Genomic DNA, 19,262 nt, shown 5'->3' with positions numbered 1-19,262 from the left:
CATGCCGCCCGTTGCGCACCACCAGGTGTCAGGGCGTCGGCGACGTTCGCCGTTGCCCTACACCTGGCAGCGAGGCTACCTCCTGGCCAGCCCGGCGCTGCTCGTCATGCTGGCCATCCTGATCTATCCGCTCGGATACTCTTTCATCATGAGTTTCTTCCGCTGGGATCTGAGCGGTTCGGCGCCCTTCATCGGGACGGCAAACTACACCGACGAACTCTTCGGCCGCCAGTTCAACCAGGCGCTGCGAAATCAGACCATCTTCAGCGTCATTTCCATCTCGATAGAAGTCGTGGCTGGGATGGCGATCGCCGTGCTCGTCAACGGCAAATTGCGCGGCATGCGGCTCGCCCGCACTTTGCTGCTGGTGCCGCCGATGATCGCGCCTGCCGTCGTCGGCCTGAATTTCCGCTGGCTGTTCAACACTCAATACGGCCTGGTCGACGCGCTGCTGCGCATGTTCAACCTGCCCGACATTCCGTGGCTCAACCACCCGACCTGGGCGCTTGTCTCGGTGATCGTCGCCGATGTCTGGCAGAACACGCCATTGATGGTGCTGCTGTTCCTGGCCGGCCTGCAGTCCTTGCCGCAGGAGCCGCTCGAGGCTGCTACCGTGGACGGCGCGACGCCATGGCAGCGTTTCTGGCACATCGTGCTGCCGCTGATGCGTCCGGTCATCATGATAGCGCTGATGCTTCGCATCATCGACACGTTCCGGACCTTCGACGTCGTCTGGCTGATGACGCAGGGCGGGCCGGGCGGCGCCACCAACCTGCTCACCGTCTATTCCTATCTGCTGGCGTTTCAGGCGGTGGATTTCGGACACGCGGCGGCGGTCTCCTACATCGCGCTAGGCATGTCGCTGTTCGTGCTCGGGCTCCTCTACGGAGTACCGTGGCTGATCGCGAAACGGAGAGCGATATGACCGAAGTCGCAACCGTCAGCGCGCGTCCCAGGCCAAAGCGCCGGCGCCGCCGGTTCACCTTGGGGATCGCCGGCCAGTATCTGGCGCTGGCCTTTACCGTCGCGCTTACCGTCTTTCCGTTGGTGTGGCTGTTCCTGACTTCGATCCGCAGTTCGGCCGACATCTTTTCAGTGCCGGTGCACATCATCCCCGAGACCGCGACGTTCACGCAATACGTCTCCGTTTTCACGGAGTACGACACGTTGGGCTATGTCTGGAATACCGTCGTCGTCTCGGTGGCGACGGTCATCCTCGTGCATCTGCTGGCCATTCCCTGCGCCTATGCGCTGTCACGCTTCAAGATGCCGGGCGGGATGGTGATTTTCGGGCTGCTTTTGATCATGCGCATGATCCCGGTCATCGCGCTTGCCATCCCGCTCTTTGCCGTGTTCGCGGCTTTTGGCCTGCTCGACACCGTCTGGGCGCTGATCCTGAGCCATACGGCGGCCAAGCTCCCCGTCGCCATCTGGCTGCTTCTGGGCTTCATCCAGGATGTGCCGAAAGAGATCGAGGAGGCGGCCCAATCGGATGGCGCCGGCACCGTGCGCACGCTGGTGCAGATCGTGGCGCCGCTGATTGCACCAGGCATCGGCGCCAGCGCGGTGATCACCTTCCTCTTCACCTGGAACGACCTGCTGCTTGCGTTGACCCTGACCTCGAGCAAGGCCGCGCAGACGCTGCCGGTCGGGCTAACCAACTTCGTCTCGCAGTTCGGCATCGACTGGGGCGCCATGTCGGCTGCCGGCGTCCTGATGGTCATTCCGACCCTGGTGTTCGTCTGGTTTGCCCAGGGCCTGCTGGTCAAGGGCCTCACCACCGGTGCGGTTCGCGGCTGAATGGCGGACATACGCCGCAAGGCGCTCGATTGGAGGACAAGGAATGGGAACTGAGCAGATACCGCCGATATCGGATATTTCGCGGCCGCCGAGACAATTGGTCGACGCGCTTGCGGCGATCGGCTCGGCGACGCTGGCCAGCGAACTCTATCATAAGATGGGCATTCGCGACCCGCAGATACGAGGCCCGCGTCCGCTGAGGCTTGGCCGCACGGCGGCGGGACCCGCTCTCACGCTCCAGTGCATGCCGAAGCGCGAGGATCTCTACAACGAGACCGAGTATGAGGAGCCGGAGCGGCAGCTTCATCGACACGTGCTTTATCCCACCCAGCCGGGCGATATGGTTGTGGTCGATGCGCGCGGCGACCTCGGCAGCGGTATCTTCGGTGAGATGATGCTGACCTATTTCGCCGGGCGCGGCGGGGCCGGCGTGGTTGTCGACGGCTGCATCCGTGATTCCGCTCAGGCAGCAGCGCTCGATATCGGCATCTGGGTAAGAGATGTCACGCCGAACTTCCACGCCCAGACCAACATCGTGCCGTTCGCCGTCAACGTTCCTATCGCCTGCTCGAACGTGCTGGTCATTCCTGGCGACATCATTGTCGCCGACGATGATGGCGTGGTCGTCGTTCCGATCGCCCTTGCCGCCAGGCTGGTCGAGCTCGCCGGCGCGCATATCGAGTGGGAAGAGTTTTCGCGCTCGCGCCTGGCGCAAGGAGGAGACCTGCGAAAATACTACCCGCTGAGCCCCGAGGGCGAGGCCGAATACCGCGCATGGCGGCATGCTCAACAGAAATGAGCGGTGCCCGGACGGGAGGACAATAAGTGTCAGCAATCGAGATAGAACAGCTCGGCAAGAGCTTCGGCGCGGTGGAAGTGTTGCGTGACGTCAATATCGACATCGCCAGCGGCGAGTTTGTTGTGCTGGTCGGTCCGTCAGGCTGCGGCAAGTCAACGCTGCTGCGCATGATCGCCGGGCTGGAAGAGCAGACGACCGGCGAGATCCGTATCGGCGGGCGCGTCGTCGACGAGATGCCGGCCAAGTCGCGCGACATAGCCATGGTCTTCCAAAGCTACGCGCTCTATCCCCATATGAGCGTTGCCGACAATATGAGCTTCGCCCTTCGCCTGGCCAAGGTTCCCAGGGAGGAGATCGTCTCCAGGGTGAAGGCTGCGGCCGAAATCCTCGGCTTGCAGGATCTGCTCGGCCGCATGCCGCGTCAGTTGTCCGGCGGGCAGCGCCAGCGCGTCGCCATGGGCCGCGCCATCGTGCGCGACCCCTCCGCCTTCCTGTTCGACGAGCCACTCAGCAATCTCGATGCCAAGCTGCGCGTGAAGATGCGTGCCGAGATCAAGAAGCTTCATCAACGGCTTGGGCGTACCAGCATCTACGTCACGCATGACCAGACCGAGGCGATGACACTCGCCGACCGCATCGTGGTGCTGAACAAAGGTCGCATCGAACAGATTGGCACCCCCTCGGAGCTCTATGAGAACCCGGCCAATCTGTTTGTCGCGAGCTTCATCGGCTCGCCGGAAATGAATCTGATCAGGGGCCGCATCGAGGGTGGAGCATTCATTGCCGAGCAAGGCCTGCGCCTGCCTCTGCCGGACAAGGCAGGGATAGCGGACAGGCAAGGTGTGGTTTACGGGATCCGGCCTCAGCACATCGCTGTCGGCGGCAGCCACGCAAAGGCGAAAGTCCAGGTGGTCGAGCCGACCGGCGAAGCGCAGGAAATCACGTTAACCGCTGATGGCGTCGATCTGATAACGGAGATCCGGGACCAGCCACTTTTCAAACCGGATCAAGAGGTGAACCTGGAGATTATGGTGCAAAAGGTGCACCTGTTCGATGCCCAGAGTGGCGCCAGGATAAATTGAAGTCGAAAATCACTGCTGGTCCAAAGGCGCTTCTGGGCGAGGATGCTTTCCCCATCGACGTCAAAGGAGTGTGGGGGATGGTGGTAGAGCGCTACCGCCTTGCCCCACGCATCAAACCACCAGTTCCGGCTTGTTGCTGCGGCTGATAAGTCGGCAGGCTCGGTTACGCAAGCAGCCATCTCGACTTTGTCGAAGCGCTTAACTCCGAAGGTGGTAGAGCATCCTGCTCCGGCCGACAGCGTTGGGCCGAAAGACGTGCGCGGGTTGGGCAAACCGATGTAACGCACAGGCTGCGAAGGAGCCGGCATGGGCGGGGATCATATGGACCTGTCCTTAGCGACCCATGATGCCGTTCAGTACCAGTTGATCATCCCGCATTGCACAATTCTTTCACTTGATCACAATGCCGGCATGGTCCGTTCCTCCCTCGCCGTGTTGGTGATCGACGAAAACCGCATCCGCGCCGCGATTATCGAGGCCGGTTTGCGCGAGGCCGGCTATCAGCACGTCACCGTCATCCATGACGTGACCGGCATTGCCCGACGGATCGCCGAGATCGAACCGGACGTCATCGTCATCGATCTCGAAAATCCGAATCGCGACATGCTGGAGAACATGTTTCAGCTGTCGCGTGCGGTGAAGCGGCCGATCGCCATGTTCGTCGACCGATCGGACCAGGCCTCGATCGAGGCGGCGGTCGATGCCGGCGTCTCGGCCTATGTCGTCGATGGTCTCAGGCAAGAGCGCGTCAAGCCGATCCTCGACATGGCGGTGAGCCGCTTCAACGCTTTCTCACGCATGGCGCGCGAATTGGAAGAAGTTCGGGGCGAGCTTGAGGGCCGCAAGATGGTTGATCGTGCCAAGGGCATCCTGATGAAATCGCGCGGATTGAGCGAAGAAGCAGCCTACACGCTGCTGCGCAAGACGGCGATGAACCAGAACCGCAAGATCAGCGATATCGCCCAGAGCCTGGTGACTGCCGCCGGGCTGCTGGGGCCGGCGGAGGACGAATGAGCATGGGCGCCGAGCACCAGATCACCGCCGGCTTCATGCCGCTGTTCGACAGCGCCGTGCTGGTCGCCGCAAGCGAGCTTGGCTTCGCCGCGCACGAAGGAATTGACCTGACGCTGCACCGCGAGACGTCCTGGGCCAACATCCGCGACCGCATCGCCATTGGCCACTTCGATCTCGCGCATATGCTCGGGCCGATGCCGCTAGCCTGCAATCTCGGGCTGACGCCGCTCGCTTCCGAGACCATCGTGCCGTTCTCGCTCGGGCTCGGCGGCAATTGCGTCACCATCTCCAACGCCGTCTGGGCCGGCATGGCAGAGCATGGCGCCGAACCCGATCTCGATCCCGCGCGTGCCGGGGCTGCACTGGGCTTGCTCATTCGCGAGCGCGCCGCCGCTGGTGGCGATCCGCTGCGCTTCGCTGTCGTGCACCCGCATTCCGGGCATAATTACGAACTGCGTTACTGGCTTGCTGCCTGCGGCATCGATCCAGCGCGTGAAATCGAGATCGTCATCGTGCCGCCGCCCTTCATGGCCGATGCGCTGGCCGCCGGACGCATCGACGGTTACTGCGTCGGCGAGCCCTGGAACAGTGCTGCGGTCGCTGCCGGCACCGGTCATATCGTCACCGTCAAGGCGCAGATATGGCGCAACAGCCCGGAGAAGGTGATCGGCGTGCGCAAGGCTTGGGCGGACGAGAATCCCGAGGCGCTGGCCGCGCTCTTGCGCGCGCTGCATCACTCGGCGCGCTGGTGTCAGGATCCGGCCAACCACGGCGAATTGGCAGATGTGATGGCGCAACCCGGCTTCCTCGGCCTGCCGCCGGCGGTCCAGATGCCGATCCTGACCGGACGTCTCCAGTTGGGCGGCGGGGCGGCGCTGGATATCGACGATTTCTTCCTGCCCTTCGACAAGGCGGCCAATTTTCCCTGGAAGAGCCATGCGCTGTGGTTCTACACGCAGATGGTGCGCTGGGGGCATGTGGCGCATATGCCTGACAATCTCGCCATCGCCAGAAACTGCTACCGGCCCGACCTCTACCGTTCGGCGCTGAAGCCGCTCGGTGTCGCGCTGCCTGGCGCCAATGCGAAGGTCGAGGGCGCGCTCAAGGTCGCCACCGCGGTCGGTGCGACCGGGGCGGGCCTGGTGCTCGGTCCGGATGGTTTTTTCGACGGCCAGATCTTCGATCCCGATGAGATCGACAGCTACATCGCTCGACAGAAATCGGCCCGCGCGGAAGCCTGATCATTTACACGCCATTCTTGTGCATTGCACAAAGATTGTGCGTGCGGCGGCTCTAATGAACAATCTTTGGCCTGCCCACCACAGTGTCCGGCACGCCGTCGATGGGCGCGCGCCACTGATTTCATTTATGTTTTTCCTTTCTTCGCAAACTGGCATGGTTCCTGCTTTGAAATAATCAGGCCCTTCACGGGTCACGGAACAGGCGTCCAATGACGGGCGCCACAGGCAAAGCTGCCGCTCAGGTCAAAACGCGCTCCCGGTCTCTCGGGCGCGAAGACCTGGCCGGCGGCTTTTTTGTTTTGGAATCGCGTTCAACCGGAGACGACGATGAAGAAGACGATGAACAAATGGATCGGCACGGGAACATCGCTCAAGGACATGACGCGTCGCGATTTTCTTGTCAGCAGTGCGATGACGGCGGGCCTGTTCGTCGCGGCCCGCAAGCTCTTCCCCTCCGGCGCCTATGCCGCCACCGCTGCGCCGGAAGTCACCGGCGCCAAGCTTGGCTTCATAGCGCTGACCGATGCCGCGCCGCTGATGATCGCCAAGGAGAAGGGGCTGTTCGCCAAACATGGCATGCCCGATGTCGAGGTGCTCAAGCAGGCCTCCTGGGGCGCGACACGCGACAATCTCATCCTCGGCGGCGCCGCCAACGGCATTGACGGCGCTCACATCCTGACGCCGCTGCCTTACCTGATGCACACCGGCAAGGTGACGCAGAACAACCAGCCGATGCCGATGGCGATCGTGGCGCGGCTCAACTACGACTGCCAGGGCATTTCGGTTGCCCAGGAATATGCCGCCACCGGTGTCGGCCTGGATGCCTCCAAGCTGAAGGACGCCTTCGCCGCCAAGAAGGCGGCCGGCAAGGAGGTCAAGGCCGCCATGACTTTTCCGGGCGGCACCCACGATTTGTGGTTGCGCTACTGGCTCGCCGCCGGCGGTATCGATCCCGACAAGGATGTCTCGACCATCGTTGTGCCGCCACCGCAGATGGTGGCCAACATGAAGGTCGGCAACATGGACGTGTTCTGCGTCGGTGAGCCTTGGAACGAGCAGCTCGTCCACCAGGGCGTCGGCTTTACCGCCGCCACGACAGGCGAATTGTGGAAGGGCCATCCCGAAAAGGCGCTCGGCCTTCGCGCCGAATTCATCGAGAAATACCCGAACGCCACCAAGGCGATCCTGATGGCCGTCATGGAAGCCCAGCAATGGTGCGAGGCCAAGGAGAACAAGGACGAGATGGCCGCCATCATCGGCAAGCGGCAATGGATGAACGTGCCGGTCCCTGACATCATCGGCCGCCTCAAGGGCGACATCAACTACGGCAACGGCCGCGTCGCCTCTGGAACCGACCTCTACATGAAGTTCTGGAAAGGCGGCGTCTCCTATCCCTTCAAGAGCCATGACTCCTGGTTCCTCGCCGAGAACATCCGTTGGGGCAAATTCGCGCCGACCACCGACATCAAGGCGCTGGTCGATCAGGTCAACCGAGAGGATCTGTGGCGCGAGGCGGCCAAGGATCTCGGCGTGGCGGCGGCCGACATTCCGGCATCCTCGTCGCGCGGTGTCGAGACCTTCTTCGACGGCAAGATCTTCGATGCGGCCAACCCGTCCGCCTATCTCGACAGCCTGAAGATCAAGGTTTCGGCTTGACGCGCAAACGGCGCATCGCACCGTTTGTCGCCCACACCGACCCAGGGTCCGCCCAAGGAGTTTTTCCCAGACATGTCGATCCAGACTATCGAGGATACCAAGGTGAAGGCGTTCCCCGCCAAACCGGCGGAGGTGATCGCCTTCACCGCCAAGGCGCGGCGTAGCTTCAAGCCGCTCGCCATCGCCGGCAAACTGGCGGGCACGCTGGTGCCGCCGATTATCGTCATCGCCCTCATGCTCGTTGTCTGGCAGGTCGCCTGCTCGTCGCCCACGTCGAGCCTGCCGCCGCCAAGCCAGGTATGGAACGAAGCCTATGATCTGATTGCGCATCCGTTCTTCAACAACGGCCCGCAGGATATCGGGCTGGCCTGGCGGGTGCTGATCTCGTTGCAACGCGTCGCTATCGGCTTTGGCCTGGCGGCGGTCGTTGGCGTCGCGCTCGGCGCGCTGGTCGGCCAGTCGATCTGGGCGATGCGCGGCCTCGATCCGGTGTTCCAGATCCTGCGCACCGTGCCGCCATTGGCCTGGTTGCCGCTGTCGCTGGCGGCATTCCGCGATTCAAGCCCGTCGGCGCTGTTCGTCATTTTCATCACCTCGATCTGGCCGATCATCATCAACACCGCCGTGGGCGTGCGCAACATCCCGCAGGATTACCGCAACGTCGCCCGCATCCTGCGGCTCAACCCATTCGAGTTCTTCGTCAAGATCATGGTGCCTGCCGCAGCGCCGTACATCTTCACGGGTCTCAGGATCGGCATCGGCCTGTCCTGGCTCGCCATCGTCGCCGCCGAAATGCTGACCGGCGGCGTCGGCATCGGCTTCTTCATCTGGGACGCGTGGAACTCGTCGCGGCTGCCCGACATCATCGTCGCGCTCGCCTATATCGGCGTCACCGGCTTCTGCCTCGACCGCATGGTCGCTGGCGTCGGCGCCTTCGTCACCCGTGGCACGACGGCAAAGTGAGGAAAGCGCCATGACCGCCTATCTGAAACTCGACCATATCGACAAATCCTTCGCCCGCGGCGGCCAGGTCAGCGACGTGCTGAGGGATATCAGGCTGACCATCGACAAGGGCGAATTCGTCTCCATCATCGGCCACTCCGGTTGCGGCAAGTCGACCTTGCTCAACCTGATCGCCGGCCTGACCAAAGTCTCCGCCGGGGCCGTGCTGCTCGAAAACAAGGAAGTCGACAGCCCCGGACCGGAGCGCGCCGTGGTGTTCCAGAACCACTCGCTGCTGCCCTGGCTGACCGTCTACGAAAACATCAACCTGGCGGTGTCGAAAGTCTTCGGCCGTAGCAAGACCAAGGCCGAGCGGCATGACTGGATCATGCGCAATCTCGACCTGGTGCAGATGGCGCATGCCAGGGACAAGCGTCCGGCGGAGATATCGGGCGGCATGAAGCAGCGCGTCGGCATTGCCCGGGCGCTCGCCATGGAGCCGAAGATTCTGCTGCTCGACGAGCCGTTCGGCGCGCTCGACGCGCTGACGCGCGCCCATTTGCAGGACGCGGTGATGGACATCCATTCCAGGCTCGGCTCGACGACGATCATGATCACCCACGATGTCGACGAGGCGGTGCTGTTGTCCGACCGTATCGTCATGATGACCAACGGCCCGGCGGCCACCATCGGCGAGGTGCTGCCCGTGCCGCTGGCGCGGCCGCGCCGGCGCGTCGAGCTTTCTTCCCACCGCACCTTCCTGCGCTGCCGCGAGGCGGTGTTGAAGTTCCTCTACGAACGCCACCGCTTCGTCGAAGCCGCGGAGTAACGCCATGAGCGAAAAACTCGTCATCATCGGCAACGGCATGGCCCCAGGGCGCATGCTGGAGCACCTGCTGGAACAGGCGCCGGAGCGCTACACCGTCACCATCTTCAACGCCGAGCCGCGCGTCAATTACGACCGCATCATGCTGTCGCCGGTGCTCTCCGGCGAAAAGGCCTTTGATGAAATCATCATCCATGGCGATGGCTGGTACATCGCCAACAACATCACCCTCTATAAGGGCCACAGAATAGTCGCCATCGACCGGACGGCCAAGACCGTCACCTCAGATCACGGCGTCACCGAGCCCTATGACAAGCTGGTCATCGCCACCGGCTCGGTGCCGTTCATCATTCCGGTACCGGGCCACAATCTGCCGGGCGTGCTCACCTATCGCGATCTCGACGACGTCCAGGCCATGATGCTGGCCGCCCAGTCGCGGGCCAAGGCCGTGGTCATCGGCGGCGGCCTGCTCGGGCTGGAGGCGGCAGCCGGCCTCAACGCGCAAGGCATGGACGTCACCGTGCTGCATGTGATGCCGACGCTGATGGAGCGCCAGCTCGATCCGGCCGCCGGCTATCTCTTGCAGCGCGCCGTCGAACAGCGCGGCATCAAGGTCATCACCAAGGCCAACACGCAGGCGATCACGGGCAACGGCAAGGTCGAGCAGGTGGAACTTGCCGACGGCACCATCATCCCGGCGACGCTGGTGGTCATGGCCGTCGGCATAAGGCCGAATTCGGCGCTGGCCAAAGAAGCGGGCATCGCCGTCAACAGAGGCATCGTCGTGGACGCCGGCATGCGCAGCAACGACCCTGACATCTACGCGCTCGGCGAATGCGCCGAGGTCAACGGCCAGGTCTATGGGCTGGTCGCGCCGCTCTACGAGATGGCGCGTGTCGCGGCAAGCCAGCTTGCCGGCAACAAAGCGGCGGCCTTCGTCCATATGGACACGCCGACCAAGCTGAAGGTCACTGGCATCGACCTGTTCTCGCTCGGTGACTTCGCCGAGGGGGAGGACCGCCACGAGATCGTGCTGCGTGATGCCGCCGCCGGCGTCTACAAGCGCTTAGTGCTCAAGGACAACCGCATCATCGGCACCGTGCTTTACGGCGAGACTGCGGACGGCGCCTGGTTCAACGACCTCAAGAAGAAGCAGACCGACATCTCGCAAATGCGCGATACGTTGATCTTCGGCCAGTCATACCAGGGGGGTGCCCCGCTGGACCCTATGGCGGCCGTTGCAGCCTTGCCGGATGATGCGGAAATCTGCGGCTGCAACGGCGTTTGCAAGGGCAAGATCACCGGCGCGATCACGGGCAAAGGCCTGACCTCGCTGGACGATGTACGCGCCCACACCAAAGCTTCGGCCTCCTGCGGCTCGTGCACCGGACTGGTCGAAGAGCTGATGGTGCTGACGATCGGCGACAAGTACAACCCGGCCGCCGTGCAACCGATGTGCGGCTGCACGACGCTCGGCCATGACGAAGTGCGAAGACTGATCATCGCCAAGGGTCTGAAGACCATTCCTGCCGTCATGCAGGAACTGGAATGGACGACCTCCTGCGGCTGCGCCAAATGCCGCCCCGCTCTCAACTACTACCTCGTCTGCGACTGGCCGGATGACTACGCCGACGACTACCAGTCACGCTTCATCAACGAACGCGTCCACGCCAACATCCAGAAGGACGGCACCTATTCGGTGGTGCCGCGCATGTGGGGCGGAGTGACAAACGCCGCGGAACTGCGCGCTATCGCCGATGTCGTCGACAAGTTCGAGATCCCGATGGTCAAGGTCACCGGCGGCCAGCGTATCGACATGCTCGGCATCCGCAAGGAGGATCTGCCGGCGGTGTGGGCCGATCTCGGCCAGGCCGGCTTCGTCTCCGGCCATGCCTATGCCAAGGGGCTGCGCACCGTGAAGACCTGCGTCGGCTCCGACTGGTGCCGCTTCGGCACGCAGGATTCGACCGGGCTCGGCATCCGCATCGAGAAATTCATGTGGGGCTCGTGGACGCCCGCCAAGGTCAAGATGGCTGTGTCGGGCTGCCCGAGAAACTGCGCCGAGGCAACGTGCAAGGATGTCGGCGTGATTTGCGTCGACAGTGGCTACGAAATCCATTTCGCCGGAGCCGCCGGACTCGACATCAAGGGCACCGAGGTGCTCGGCCTTGTGAAGACGGAAGACGAGGCGCTGGAGCACATCGTGGCGCTGACGCAGATGTACCGCGAGCAGGGCCGCTATCTCGAACGCATCTACAAATGGGCCAAGCGCATCGGCATTCCCGAGATCAAGCGCCAGATCATGGACGATGGCGAGAAGCGCAAGGCCTATTACGACCGCTTCGTCTTCAGCCAGAAATTCGCCCAGGTCGACCCCTGGTCGGAGCGCGTTTCCGGCAAGGACAAGCACGAGTTCCGGCCGATGGCTTCGGTCGGGTTTGCCGAGGCGGCGGAGTGACCACCATGAACTGGATCGCCATTGGCCCGCTCTCCGACATCCCACGCCGTGGGGCGCGCTGCGTTTACACACCTGAAGGCAAGGTCGCGGTCTTCCGCACCCAGGACGATCAGGTCTATGCCATCGACGATCACTGCCCGCATAGAGGCGGGCCGCTCAGCCAGGGCATCGTGCACGGCACGGCGGTGACCTGTCCCTTGCACAATTGGGTCATTTCGCTGGAGACCGGGAGGGCGCTCGGCGCCGACGAGGGCGCAGTGCGCACCATTCCCGTGCGGATCGAGGGCGAGCATCTGTTCATCGCGCTGGAAGCGCTGGCCAGCCGCGCGGCCTGAACCATGGAGATCGATGCAGCGCGCGAGGTGAGGACCACCTGTCCCTATTGCGGGGTGGGTTGCGGCGTGCTGGCGAAGGTTGCCGCGGATGGTGAAGTCAGCGTCCGCGGCGACCCCGACCATCCGGCGAATTTCGGCCGGCTCTGCTCGAAGGGATCGGCGTTGGCCGAGACCATCGATCTCGACGGCAGGTTGCTCCATCCGGAAATTCACGGTCGTCGCACCGGCTGGGGCGAGGCCCTCGACCTTGTCGCGTCGACCTTCTCGCGAACCATTGCCGAACACGGCGCCGATGCGGTCGCCTTCTATGTCTCCGGCCAGTTGCTGACCGAAGACTATTACGTCGCCAACAAGTTGATGAAGGGCTTCATCGGCTCGGCCAATATCGACACCAATTCGCGTCTGTGCATGGCCTCGTCCGTTGCCGGCCATCGCCGCGCCTTCGGTTCAGACACGGTGCCGGGAATCTACGAGGATCTGGAACTCGCCGACCTCATCGTGCTGGTCGGCTCCAACCTCGCCTGGTGCCACCCCGTGCTCTATCAGCGCATCGCCGCCGCTCGAGAAAAGCGGCCGGAGATGAAGATCGTACTTATCGATCCGCGCCGCACCGTGACAGCGGACATCGCCGACATGCATCTGGCGATCGCACCGGATGGCGACGTCGCTTTGTTCACGGGTCTGCTTGCCTGGCTCGGCCGGCACAACGCGCTCGACCGCAGCTATATCGCGGCCCACACCACCGGTTTCGGCCAAGCCCTTTTTGCCGCATCGAAACTCGATCTTGCCGGCATTGCCGCCGCCGCCGGCCTCGGCGAGGACGAGCTTGGCCGTTTCTACAGCCTGTTTGCCGCCACCGCGAAAACCGTCACCGTCTACAGCCAGGGCGTCAACCAATCGTCTTCGGGGACAGACAAGGTCAATGCCATCATCAACTGCCATCTCGCCACCGGCCGCATTGGCAAGCCCGGTGCAGGGCCGTTTTCGGTGACCGGCCAGCCCAACGCCATGGGTGGCCGCGAAGTCGGCGGCATGGCCAACATGCTCGCCGCCCATATGGAGATCGAAAACCCCGGGCACCGTGACCGCGTGCAGCGCTTCTGGAACGCGCCGGCCGTGGCGCAGAAGCCTGGCTTGAAAGCGGTCGAGATGTTTCAGGCCGTAGCCGGCGGGCGCATCAAGGCGCTGTGGATCATGGCCACCAACCCTGTCGATTCGATGCCGGACGCCGACGCTGTCGAAGCGGCGATCAAGGCTTGTCCGTTCGTCGTGGTCTCGGACATGCTGGCCAGCACGGACACGGTGCGACACGCCCATGTCCGGCTGCCCGCCGCCGCCTGGGGCGAGAAGGACGGCACCGTCACCAATTCCGAGCGACGCGTCTCGCGTCAGCGTGCGTTTCTGAACCTGCCCGGAGACGCGCGACCCGACTGGTGGATTGTCGCCGAGGTCGGCAAACGGCTGGGTTTTGGCTCGGCGTTTTCTTATTTGTCGCCGGCGGAAATCTTCGCCGAACACGCCGAGCTGTCGGGTTTCGAAAATGATGGCGCGCGCGATTTCGATATTGGCGCTTATGTCGGTGTCAATGCGGACGGGTATAAAGACTTGGCCCCGTTCCAGTGGCCGGCGCGGAGCGTGGAAGAAAGAGACGCCCAGCTTCGATGCGGCCCTTCCAGCATCCGCTTCTTCGCCGACGGCAATTTCTATACACCCAACCGCAAGGCGCGCTTCATCGCTATCCGGCCAGCCGTGGAATCCCGAACCAACCCGGACAATCCGCTGATCCTCAACACCGGCCGTGTCCGCGACCATTGGCACACCATGACCCGGACCGGCAAAAGTTCGCGGCTGTCTCAGCACATTGCCGAGCCCTTCGTCGAAATCCACCCGGCGGATGCCGGGCGTCATGGCATCGGTGACGCCGACATCGTGCGCGTTTCCAGTCCGCGCGGCGACGTTCTGGTGCGCGCGCTGGTCACGGTACGCCAGCGCCAGGGCAGCATTTTTGCACCGATGCACTGGACCGACCAGTTTGCCGCAAGGGGCCGCCTCGACACGCTGACCGCGCCGCTCACCGATCCGGTTTCCGGCCAGCCGGCGCTGAAACATGTTGCCGCCCGCATCGAGAAGTTCGCCGCGAAGGCCTTCGGCTTCGCGGTGGTGCGCCGGAAGCCGGTACCGGCAGCCGCAGATTACTGGGCCGCGGCCAAATGCGAGGGCGGCTGGCGGGTCGAACTTGCCTTTGCCGACGACGACATCGATTGGGCCGGTTTCGCCGGCACCTTATTCGGAATGTCAGCTGGCGCCGAAATTCTTGCCTATCATGACCGCAACGCCGGTCAGCATCGCATTGCCGCCTTCGACGGCCAGCGCCTCACCGGGGCCTTGTTCGTCGCGCCCGGCCCGGTGGTCGTTTCGCGCGGTTGGGCTACACGACAGCTCGACGAGATCCACACCAGCCCGCGCGAACGCTTCAGGATTGTCGCCGGTCGCGCCGGCGCCGATCGACCCGACGCGGGTGCGACCATCTGCTCTTGTTTCAACGTGGGGGTCAACCAGATCGTGGCGGCAGTGGCAGCTGGGTCCACGACGGTCGAAGCCATGGGCGTCGCCCTGAAGGCCGGCACCAATTGCGGCTCCTGCCGATCGGAGATACGGGCAATTATTCAAGCCAATCGGGTCGAGGCTGCGGAATAGCTGCGGCTGGCGCGGGCGCGGACCTGAAAGCACCCGTTTGGTCCGCCCCTGTTTATGGCGTCGATATGGCGCTGGCGGCTCGCGGGCGATCATTGCGGTGCCGATGCCCCTACGGTAATCTCGGCCTGATTGGACGATATGCATGCCTCCTGTCGTTAACAGAAGGGTTCCGGTCTGTCCCGGCGGATTGTGAACTCTTTAACAGACCTCCGTGTCGCAAGCTGCGTTCTTGTGGCCCACAGGTCATAGCGGTTAGGGATTTTGCCATGCTGCGACGCTGCGCGCTGATTGCAGCCTTGATCCTCGTGGGCCTCACGACAATGCAGGCACGCGCCGATCGAAGGGTTGCCCTTGTCATCGGCAATTCGGAATACCGCGAAATTCCGGCCCTCAAGAATCCGGACAAGGACGCCGAGGACGTGTCGAAGACCTTCCGGCTGGCTGGGTTCGATGTCTTCGTCGCCCGGGATCTCACCAAGATCGACTTTGAAAAGCAGTTCCGCAACTACCTTGCGGCGGCGGACGGCGCCGATCTGGCGGTCGTCTATTATTCCGGCCATGGCTTTCAGATCGGCGGCGAGAATTTCCTGATCCCGGTCGATGCATCGCTCAAGAATGCGGCCGACATCGAGGTCCAGGCGGTCAAGCTTGACGACGTCCTGCAGCAGTTGCGGGCGAAATCGAAGATTCAGGTGATCATCCTCGACGCTTGCCGCAACAACCCGTTCCCGCGCAAGGACTATTGGTTGCGTGACCAGTTGATCGCCGCCGGCGGCACCGGCCTTGCGCAGGTGAAAAGCTCGCTGAATACGCTGATTGCCTTCGCCACCGAGCCCGGTGCCGTCGCCTATGACGGAACAGGCGATCTCAGCCCGTTTTCCTCCGCATTCTCGCGCCGCGCGCTGGCGCCGAACCAGGAGATACGCTCGGTCATGGCGGCCGTTCGCCGCGATGTGGTCGAGGCTACGGCTGGCAAGCAGGTGCCCTGGGAGAACTCCTCGCTGATCGACGAGGTCGTCCTCATGCGTCGCACCAACCGTCCTGCACTGCCGCCGGTGCTGGAAAAGGTCGTGCCCTCCGGCGTCGGCCCCGTCGCGCTCGACTTGCCAGTGCCGGTCGACGTCGATGGTGGCGCGGTCACCGTGAGCATCGAGAGACCGCCGTCGCTCGGGCGCCTGATACTGGATGGCAAGCCGGTTGCTACAGGTGAGCCGATAGCCGGCAAGGACCTGCCGCGACTGCAAATGGATGTGCCGAAGGGTAGCGGCGCCCAGGAAGAAGTCGACATGCTGGCCTATGCCACGCATGACGACTGGGGCGGCGGATCCCAGGGCATCCTGGTGTTCCGGGTCAAGAACGGCGAGGGCGCCGAGGGTAAGCAACTCGTGGCCTCGCTCGAATCCGAGCAGAAGCAGGAGGTGGTGGAGCGCGGCATCCACATCACCGGCGCCGCCGAAGCGATCGAGAACCGCGACGTCCAGGTCCCTGTCGGCGTCGGTCCGGTGCCGTTGAAGCTGGATTTCCCGACCAGGGATCCGGCGGTCAGCCTGAAACTTGCCACCTATCCGGCAACCGGGACACTGTCCTTACCGGATCGCACCTTGTCTCCGGATTCGAGCCTGATGGCCGATGAGATCGATAATTTGCGCTACGAACCCCAGATAGGCGCCGTCAAACCACTGATAGTCGGCTTCCAAATCAGTGCCGACAACACTCCATCCAAGCCGGCCAACATGAAGTTGTCGCCTAGCGTCGATCCCTGCGACAATGAGGCCGGTGAGCCGTTGGACCTGCAAGGTGTCGTCACCGGTCTGTTGCCGAACGAGATCGGCGCCGACGCGGTGAAAGCCTGTCAGGCAGCGGTGAAGGCCTATCCCGATGTCGCCCGCTTCCGTTACGAGCTCGGACGCGCGCTGCTTGCAGCCGGCAAGGTCGAAGACGCAAAGACGGCTATCAAGGAAGCTGCCGACAAGGGGCATGTCCGTGCCATGTTCGAGCTGGGTTACATCGCCTCGTCCGGAATAGGAACGGCAGTGGACCCGAAGAAGGCCAACGGCTTCTATGCGAAGGCATCCGACAAAGGCGATCCCTACGGCATGACCGCCTGGGGGCGTGCCTTGTTCAACGGTCTCGGCGTCGAGCACGACACCGGCAAGGGACTGGACCTGCTGCTCAAGGCGGCGGCCATGGGGCATACCTATGCCATGAACGACCTGGCCGCGATTTTCAGTGAAGGCCGCAATGGCGTGCCCGCCGATCCCGAGCGCGCCGTTGCCTTCCTGAAGGCGGGCGTTGAGCGGCAAGATATGTATTCGATGAACATTCTCGGGCGCAACTATCTCAGCGGACTTGGCGTCGAGAAGGATCCGAAGCAGGCGCAGGCGCTTTTCCAGAAGGCGATGGATCTTGGCCAGCCTTATGCTCCCGGCAGTCTTGCCCGCATGTACCGTGACGGTGAGGGGGTGGACCAGAACCTTGCCGAGGCGCAGAGGCTGTTCGAGTTGGCGACCGATCGCGGCGACTACTCGGCGGCATATGATCGAGCGGCCATCGAGATGCAGAAGGGCGACAAATCCGACCAGGCCGTCGCCGTCCGATACCTGGCGTTCGCGGCAGGGCTCGATCTTCGCAACGAGTTGCCGAACGCGCGCGCAACGCTGGCGCAGTTCGGCGTGAAGCCGAAAACGGCTGCCTTGAAGCAACTGCGCTCGGAACTCAAATCGAAAATCCCGGCGGGCGGCTCGGTCGACGACCAACTGGTCAAGACGGCAAGAGCCGTCTGGGAGCAAGCCAATCCGCGTCGGGATCTGTTCTGATCAACAAGGAGGCAATGGTGGGCAGGGCATTGAAGCAGGCGGTCATCGCGACATTTCTATCCTTTGCGGTCGCTGGGTGCACAACCGTGCCGCCCAGGCTGGAGCCGGCGCCGCCGACGAAACATCGCACCCAGCACATTCGCTCCACGACTGCGCCGAAGGTGGTCAAGCGGAAGAAGGCGACTGCCAAGCAACTGGCCGAACCGGTCAACAGCGAAGCCAAGCCTGTGATAAAGCCATTGGGCGGTGGTGGCGGTTCTGGCGGCGGTGGCGGCGGCGGGTGGTGACAAGTCTTGACGCGCCACGTTTTTTTGAGCCGCGGTTAGCAACGTTCACGCCCGCTGGAACCGCTCGCCAAGCAGGCGCAAGTGCTCTATGCTCCCGCCTCGTGCCGGTATCGAGATAGGTTGTCCTGGCGGGGGCGTTCCATGTTCGAAGTCGTTGCATTGTCGCGCAAAACGCGGGCGAGAGCCGCTACGTGGCGTATTGGCCTGATCGCTGCGGCGATCTTGGGATTGCTGGTCTTCGGGCCGGCAATGGCGAGTGCCGCGCCGAACTGGACGCTTGACCCGGACGCTTCGGTGCTCACCTATCAGTCGGTCAAGAAGAACACGATCGTCGAGACCAACAAGATCAGGAACATCACCGGCACGCTGAGCTCGGCCGGCGACGCCAAGATCAGCTTCGACCTCAATTCGGTGGACACGGGCGTCGACCTTCGCAATGTGCGCATGCGCTTCCTGTTCTTCGAAACATTCAAGTTCCCAACGGCCGAGCTGACCGCGAAGGTCGATCCGGCCGCTTTTGCCGACTTGCCGACCAAGCGCCGGATCAAGGCAACTTTGCCGTTCCGGCTGAGCATGCACGGTGTCGACAAGGACCTGGAGGCGAGCGTTGTCGTCACCATGATCAGCGACACCCAGGTCTCCGTCGCTTCGGAAGCTCCCGTCGCGGTGCACGTCGAAGACTTCGGCCTGCTGCCGAACGTCGACAAGTTGCAGCAGGCGGCCAATGTGACGAACATCGTGCCCACCGCCTCGGTGTCGTTCGATTTCGTCTTTACCGCCGAGGGCAGCAAGCCGGCCGCGGTGAAGACAGTCGCTGCCGGTGCAGCCGAGGTAGGTCCGGTCGCCACCGACGCCGCCAAGACCAATTTCAGCGACGAGGAATGCCTCAACCGGTTTGCCGTCCTGTCGCGCACCGGCGCCATTTACTTCCGCACGGCGAGCGCCAGGCTCGATGCCAAGAGCAAACCGTTGCTTAAGGAGGTCGAAGGCGTCGTCGGTAAATGTCCGAGCCTCAAGGTGGAGGTTTCCGGCTACACCGATTCCGATGGTTCGCCCGAGGCCAACAAAGCGCTTTCCGAACGGCGCGCCCAGTCTGTTGCCGACGCGCTGGTCGCTGATGGCGTGCCGCGTAACCAGATCAGTTCCGCCGGTTATGGCGAGGATAAGCCGGTTGCCGCCAACGACACGCCCAAGAACAAGTCGCTCAATCGGCGGATCGAATTCTCCGCCACGAAGCTCGTGAACTGAGGTCCGGGTGGGTTCCCGTCCAATCGCGTTTTGTGCTGGCTTGCTTCGCGGCGCCGGCCTT

Annotated in this window: 15 protein-coding genes; all 15 read left to right on the top strand. The window is 63.2% G+C overall.

Annotation, left to right across the window (positions count from 1 at the left end; translation table 11 throughout):
* Position 1 precedes the first annotated feature (1 nt).
* The 15 genes from AB6802_RS16225 to AB6802_RS16155 all read left to right on the top strand — a co-directional run bounded on the left by AB6802_RS16225 (position 2) and on the right by AB6802_RS16155 (position 19,201).
* Positions 2-925 (top strand): carbohydrate ABC transporter permease, encoded by a 924-nt coding sequence (locus AB6802_RS16225; RefSeq protein ID WP_371011299.1) that lies wholly within the window; start codon positions 2-4, stop codon positions 923-925.
* Positions 922-1,800: a carbohydrate ABC transporter permease gene (locus AB6802_RS16220; protein WP_371011144.1), complete on the top strand. Its 879-nt coding sequence runs from the start codon at positions 922-924 to the stop codon at positions 1,798-1,800. The genes AB6802_RS16225 and AB6802_RS16220 overlap by 4 nt, the downstream gene beginning before the upstream one ends.
* A 43-nt stretch (positions 1,801-1,843) precedes the next feature.
* A complete protein-coding gene (locus tag AB6802_RS16215; RefSeq protein WP_371011143.1) occupies positions 1,844-2,599 on the top strand; it encodes a ribonuclease activity regulator RraA in 756 nt (251 codons plus the stop codon).
* Positions 2,600-2,625: 26 nt separating this feature from the next.
* Complete coding sequence (locus tag AB6802_RS16210) at positions 2,626-3,681, top strand: ABC transporter ATP-binding protein (protein ID WP_371011142.1); 1,056 nt, start codon at positions 2,626-2,628, stop codon at positions 3,679-3,681.
* A gap of 411 nt (positions 3,682-4,092) precedes the next feature.
* The gene (locus tag AB6802_RS16205; protein ID WP_371011141.1) at positions 4,093-4,695 is read left to right on the top strand and encodes an ANTAR domain-containing response regulator; all 603 of its coding nucleotides are present in this window, start codon (positions 4,093-4,095) and stop codon (positions 4,693-4,695) included.
* A gap of 2 nt (positions 4,696-4,697) precedes the next feature.
* On the top strand, positions 4,698-5,936 hold the full coding sequence (locus AB6802_RS16200; RefSeq protein WP_371011298.1) for a CmpA/NrtA family ABC transporter substrate-binding protein: 1,239 nt from the start codon (positions 4,698-4,700) through the stop codon (positions 5,934-5,936).
* Between the two features lie 339 nt (positions 5,937-6,275).
* The gene (locus AB6802_RS16195; protein WP_371011297.1) at positions 6,276-7,592 is read left to right on the top strand and encodes a CmpA/NrtA family ABC transporter substrate-binding protein; all 1,317 of its coding nucleotides are present in this window, start codon (positions 6,276-6,278) and stop codon (positions 7,590-7,592) included.
* Between the two features lie 72 nt (positions 7,593-7,664).
* Entirely contained in the window at positions 7,665-8,555 is an 891-nt protein-coding gene (ntrB, locus tag AB6802_RS16190) for a nitrate ABC transporter permease (RefSeq protein ID WP_371011140.1), read from the top strand.
* A gap of 10 nt (positions 8,556-8,565) precedes the next feature.
* Entirely contained in the window at positions 8,566-9,363 is a 798-nt protein-coding gene (locus AB6802_RS16185) for an ABC transporter ATP-binding protein (protein WP_371011139.1), read from the top strand.
* Positions 9,364-9,367: 4 nt separating this feature from the next.
* On the top strand, positions 9,368-11,818 hold the full coding sequence (gene nirB, locus AB6802_RS16180; protein ID WP_371011138.1) for a nitrite reductase large subunit NirB: 2,451 nt from the start codon (positions 9,368-9,370) through the stop codon (positions 11,816-11,818).
* A 5-nt stretch (positions 11,819-11,823) separates the two neighbouring features.
* Positions 11,824-12,153, top strand: coding sequence for a nitrite reductase small subunit NirD (gene nirD, locus AB6802_RS16175; protein WP_371011137.1), 330 nt, complete (start codon positions 11,824-11,826; stop codon positions 12,151-12,153).
* A 3-nt stretch (positions 12,154-12,156) separates the two neighbouring features.
* Positions 12,157-14,850 (top strand): molybdopterin-dependent oxidoreductase, encoded by a 2,694-nt coding sequence (locus tag AB6802_RS16170; RefSeq protein WP_371011136.1) that lies wholly within the window; start codon positions 12,157-12,159, stop codon positions 14,848-14,850.
* 266 nt (positions 14,851-15,116) lie between these two features.
* Entirely contained in the window at positions 15,117-17,666 is a 2,550-nt protein-coding gene (locus AB6802_RS16165; protein ID WP_371011135.1) for a caspase family protein, read from the top strand.
* A gap of 14 nt (positions 17,667-17,680) precedes the next feature.
* Positions 17,681-17,953: a hypothetical protein gene (locus tag AB6802_RS16160; protein ID WP_371011134.1), complete on the top strand. Its 273-nt coding sequence runs from the start codon at positions 17,681-17,683 to the stop codon at positions 17,951-17,953.
* A gap of 141 nt (positions 17,954-18,094) precedes the next feature.
* Positions 18,095-19,201 (top strand): OmpA family protein, encoded by a 1,107-nt coding sequence (locus tag AB6802_RS16155; protein ID WP_371011133.1) that lies wholly within the window; start codon positions 18,095-18,097, stop codon positions 19,199-19,201.
* The last annotated feature ends 61 nt before the right edge of the window (positions 19,202-19,262 follow it).

The organism is Mesorhizobium sp. RCC_202 (assembly GCF_041355295.1).
Classification (GTDB): domain Bacteria; phylum Pseudomonadota; class Alphaproteobacteria; order Rhizobiales; family Rhizobiaceae; genus Mesorhizobium.
This window is presented reverse-complemented; position numbering and strand designations above follow the sequence as displayed.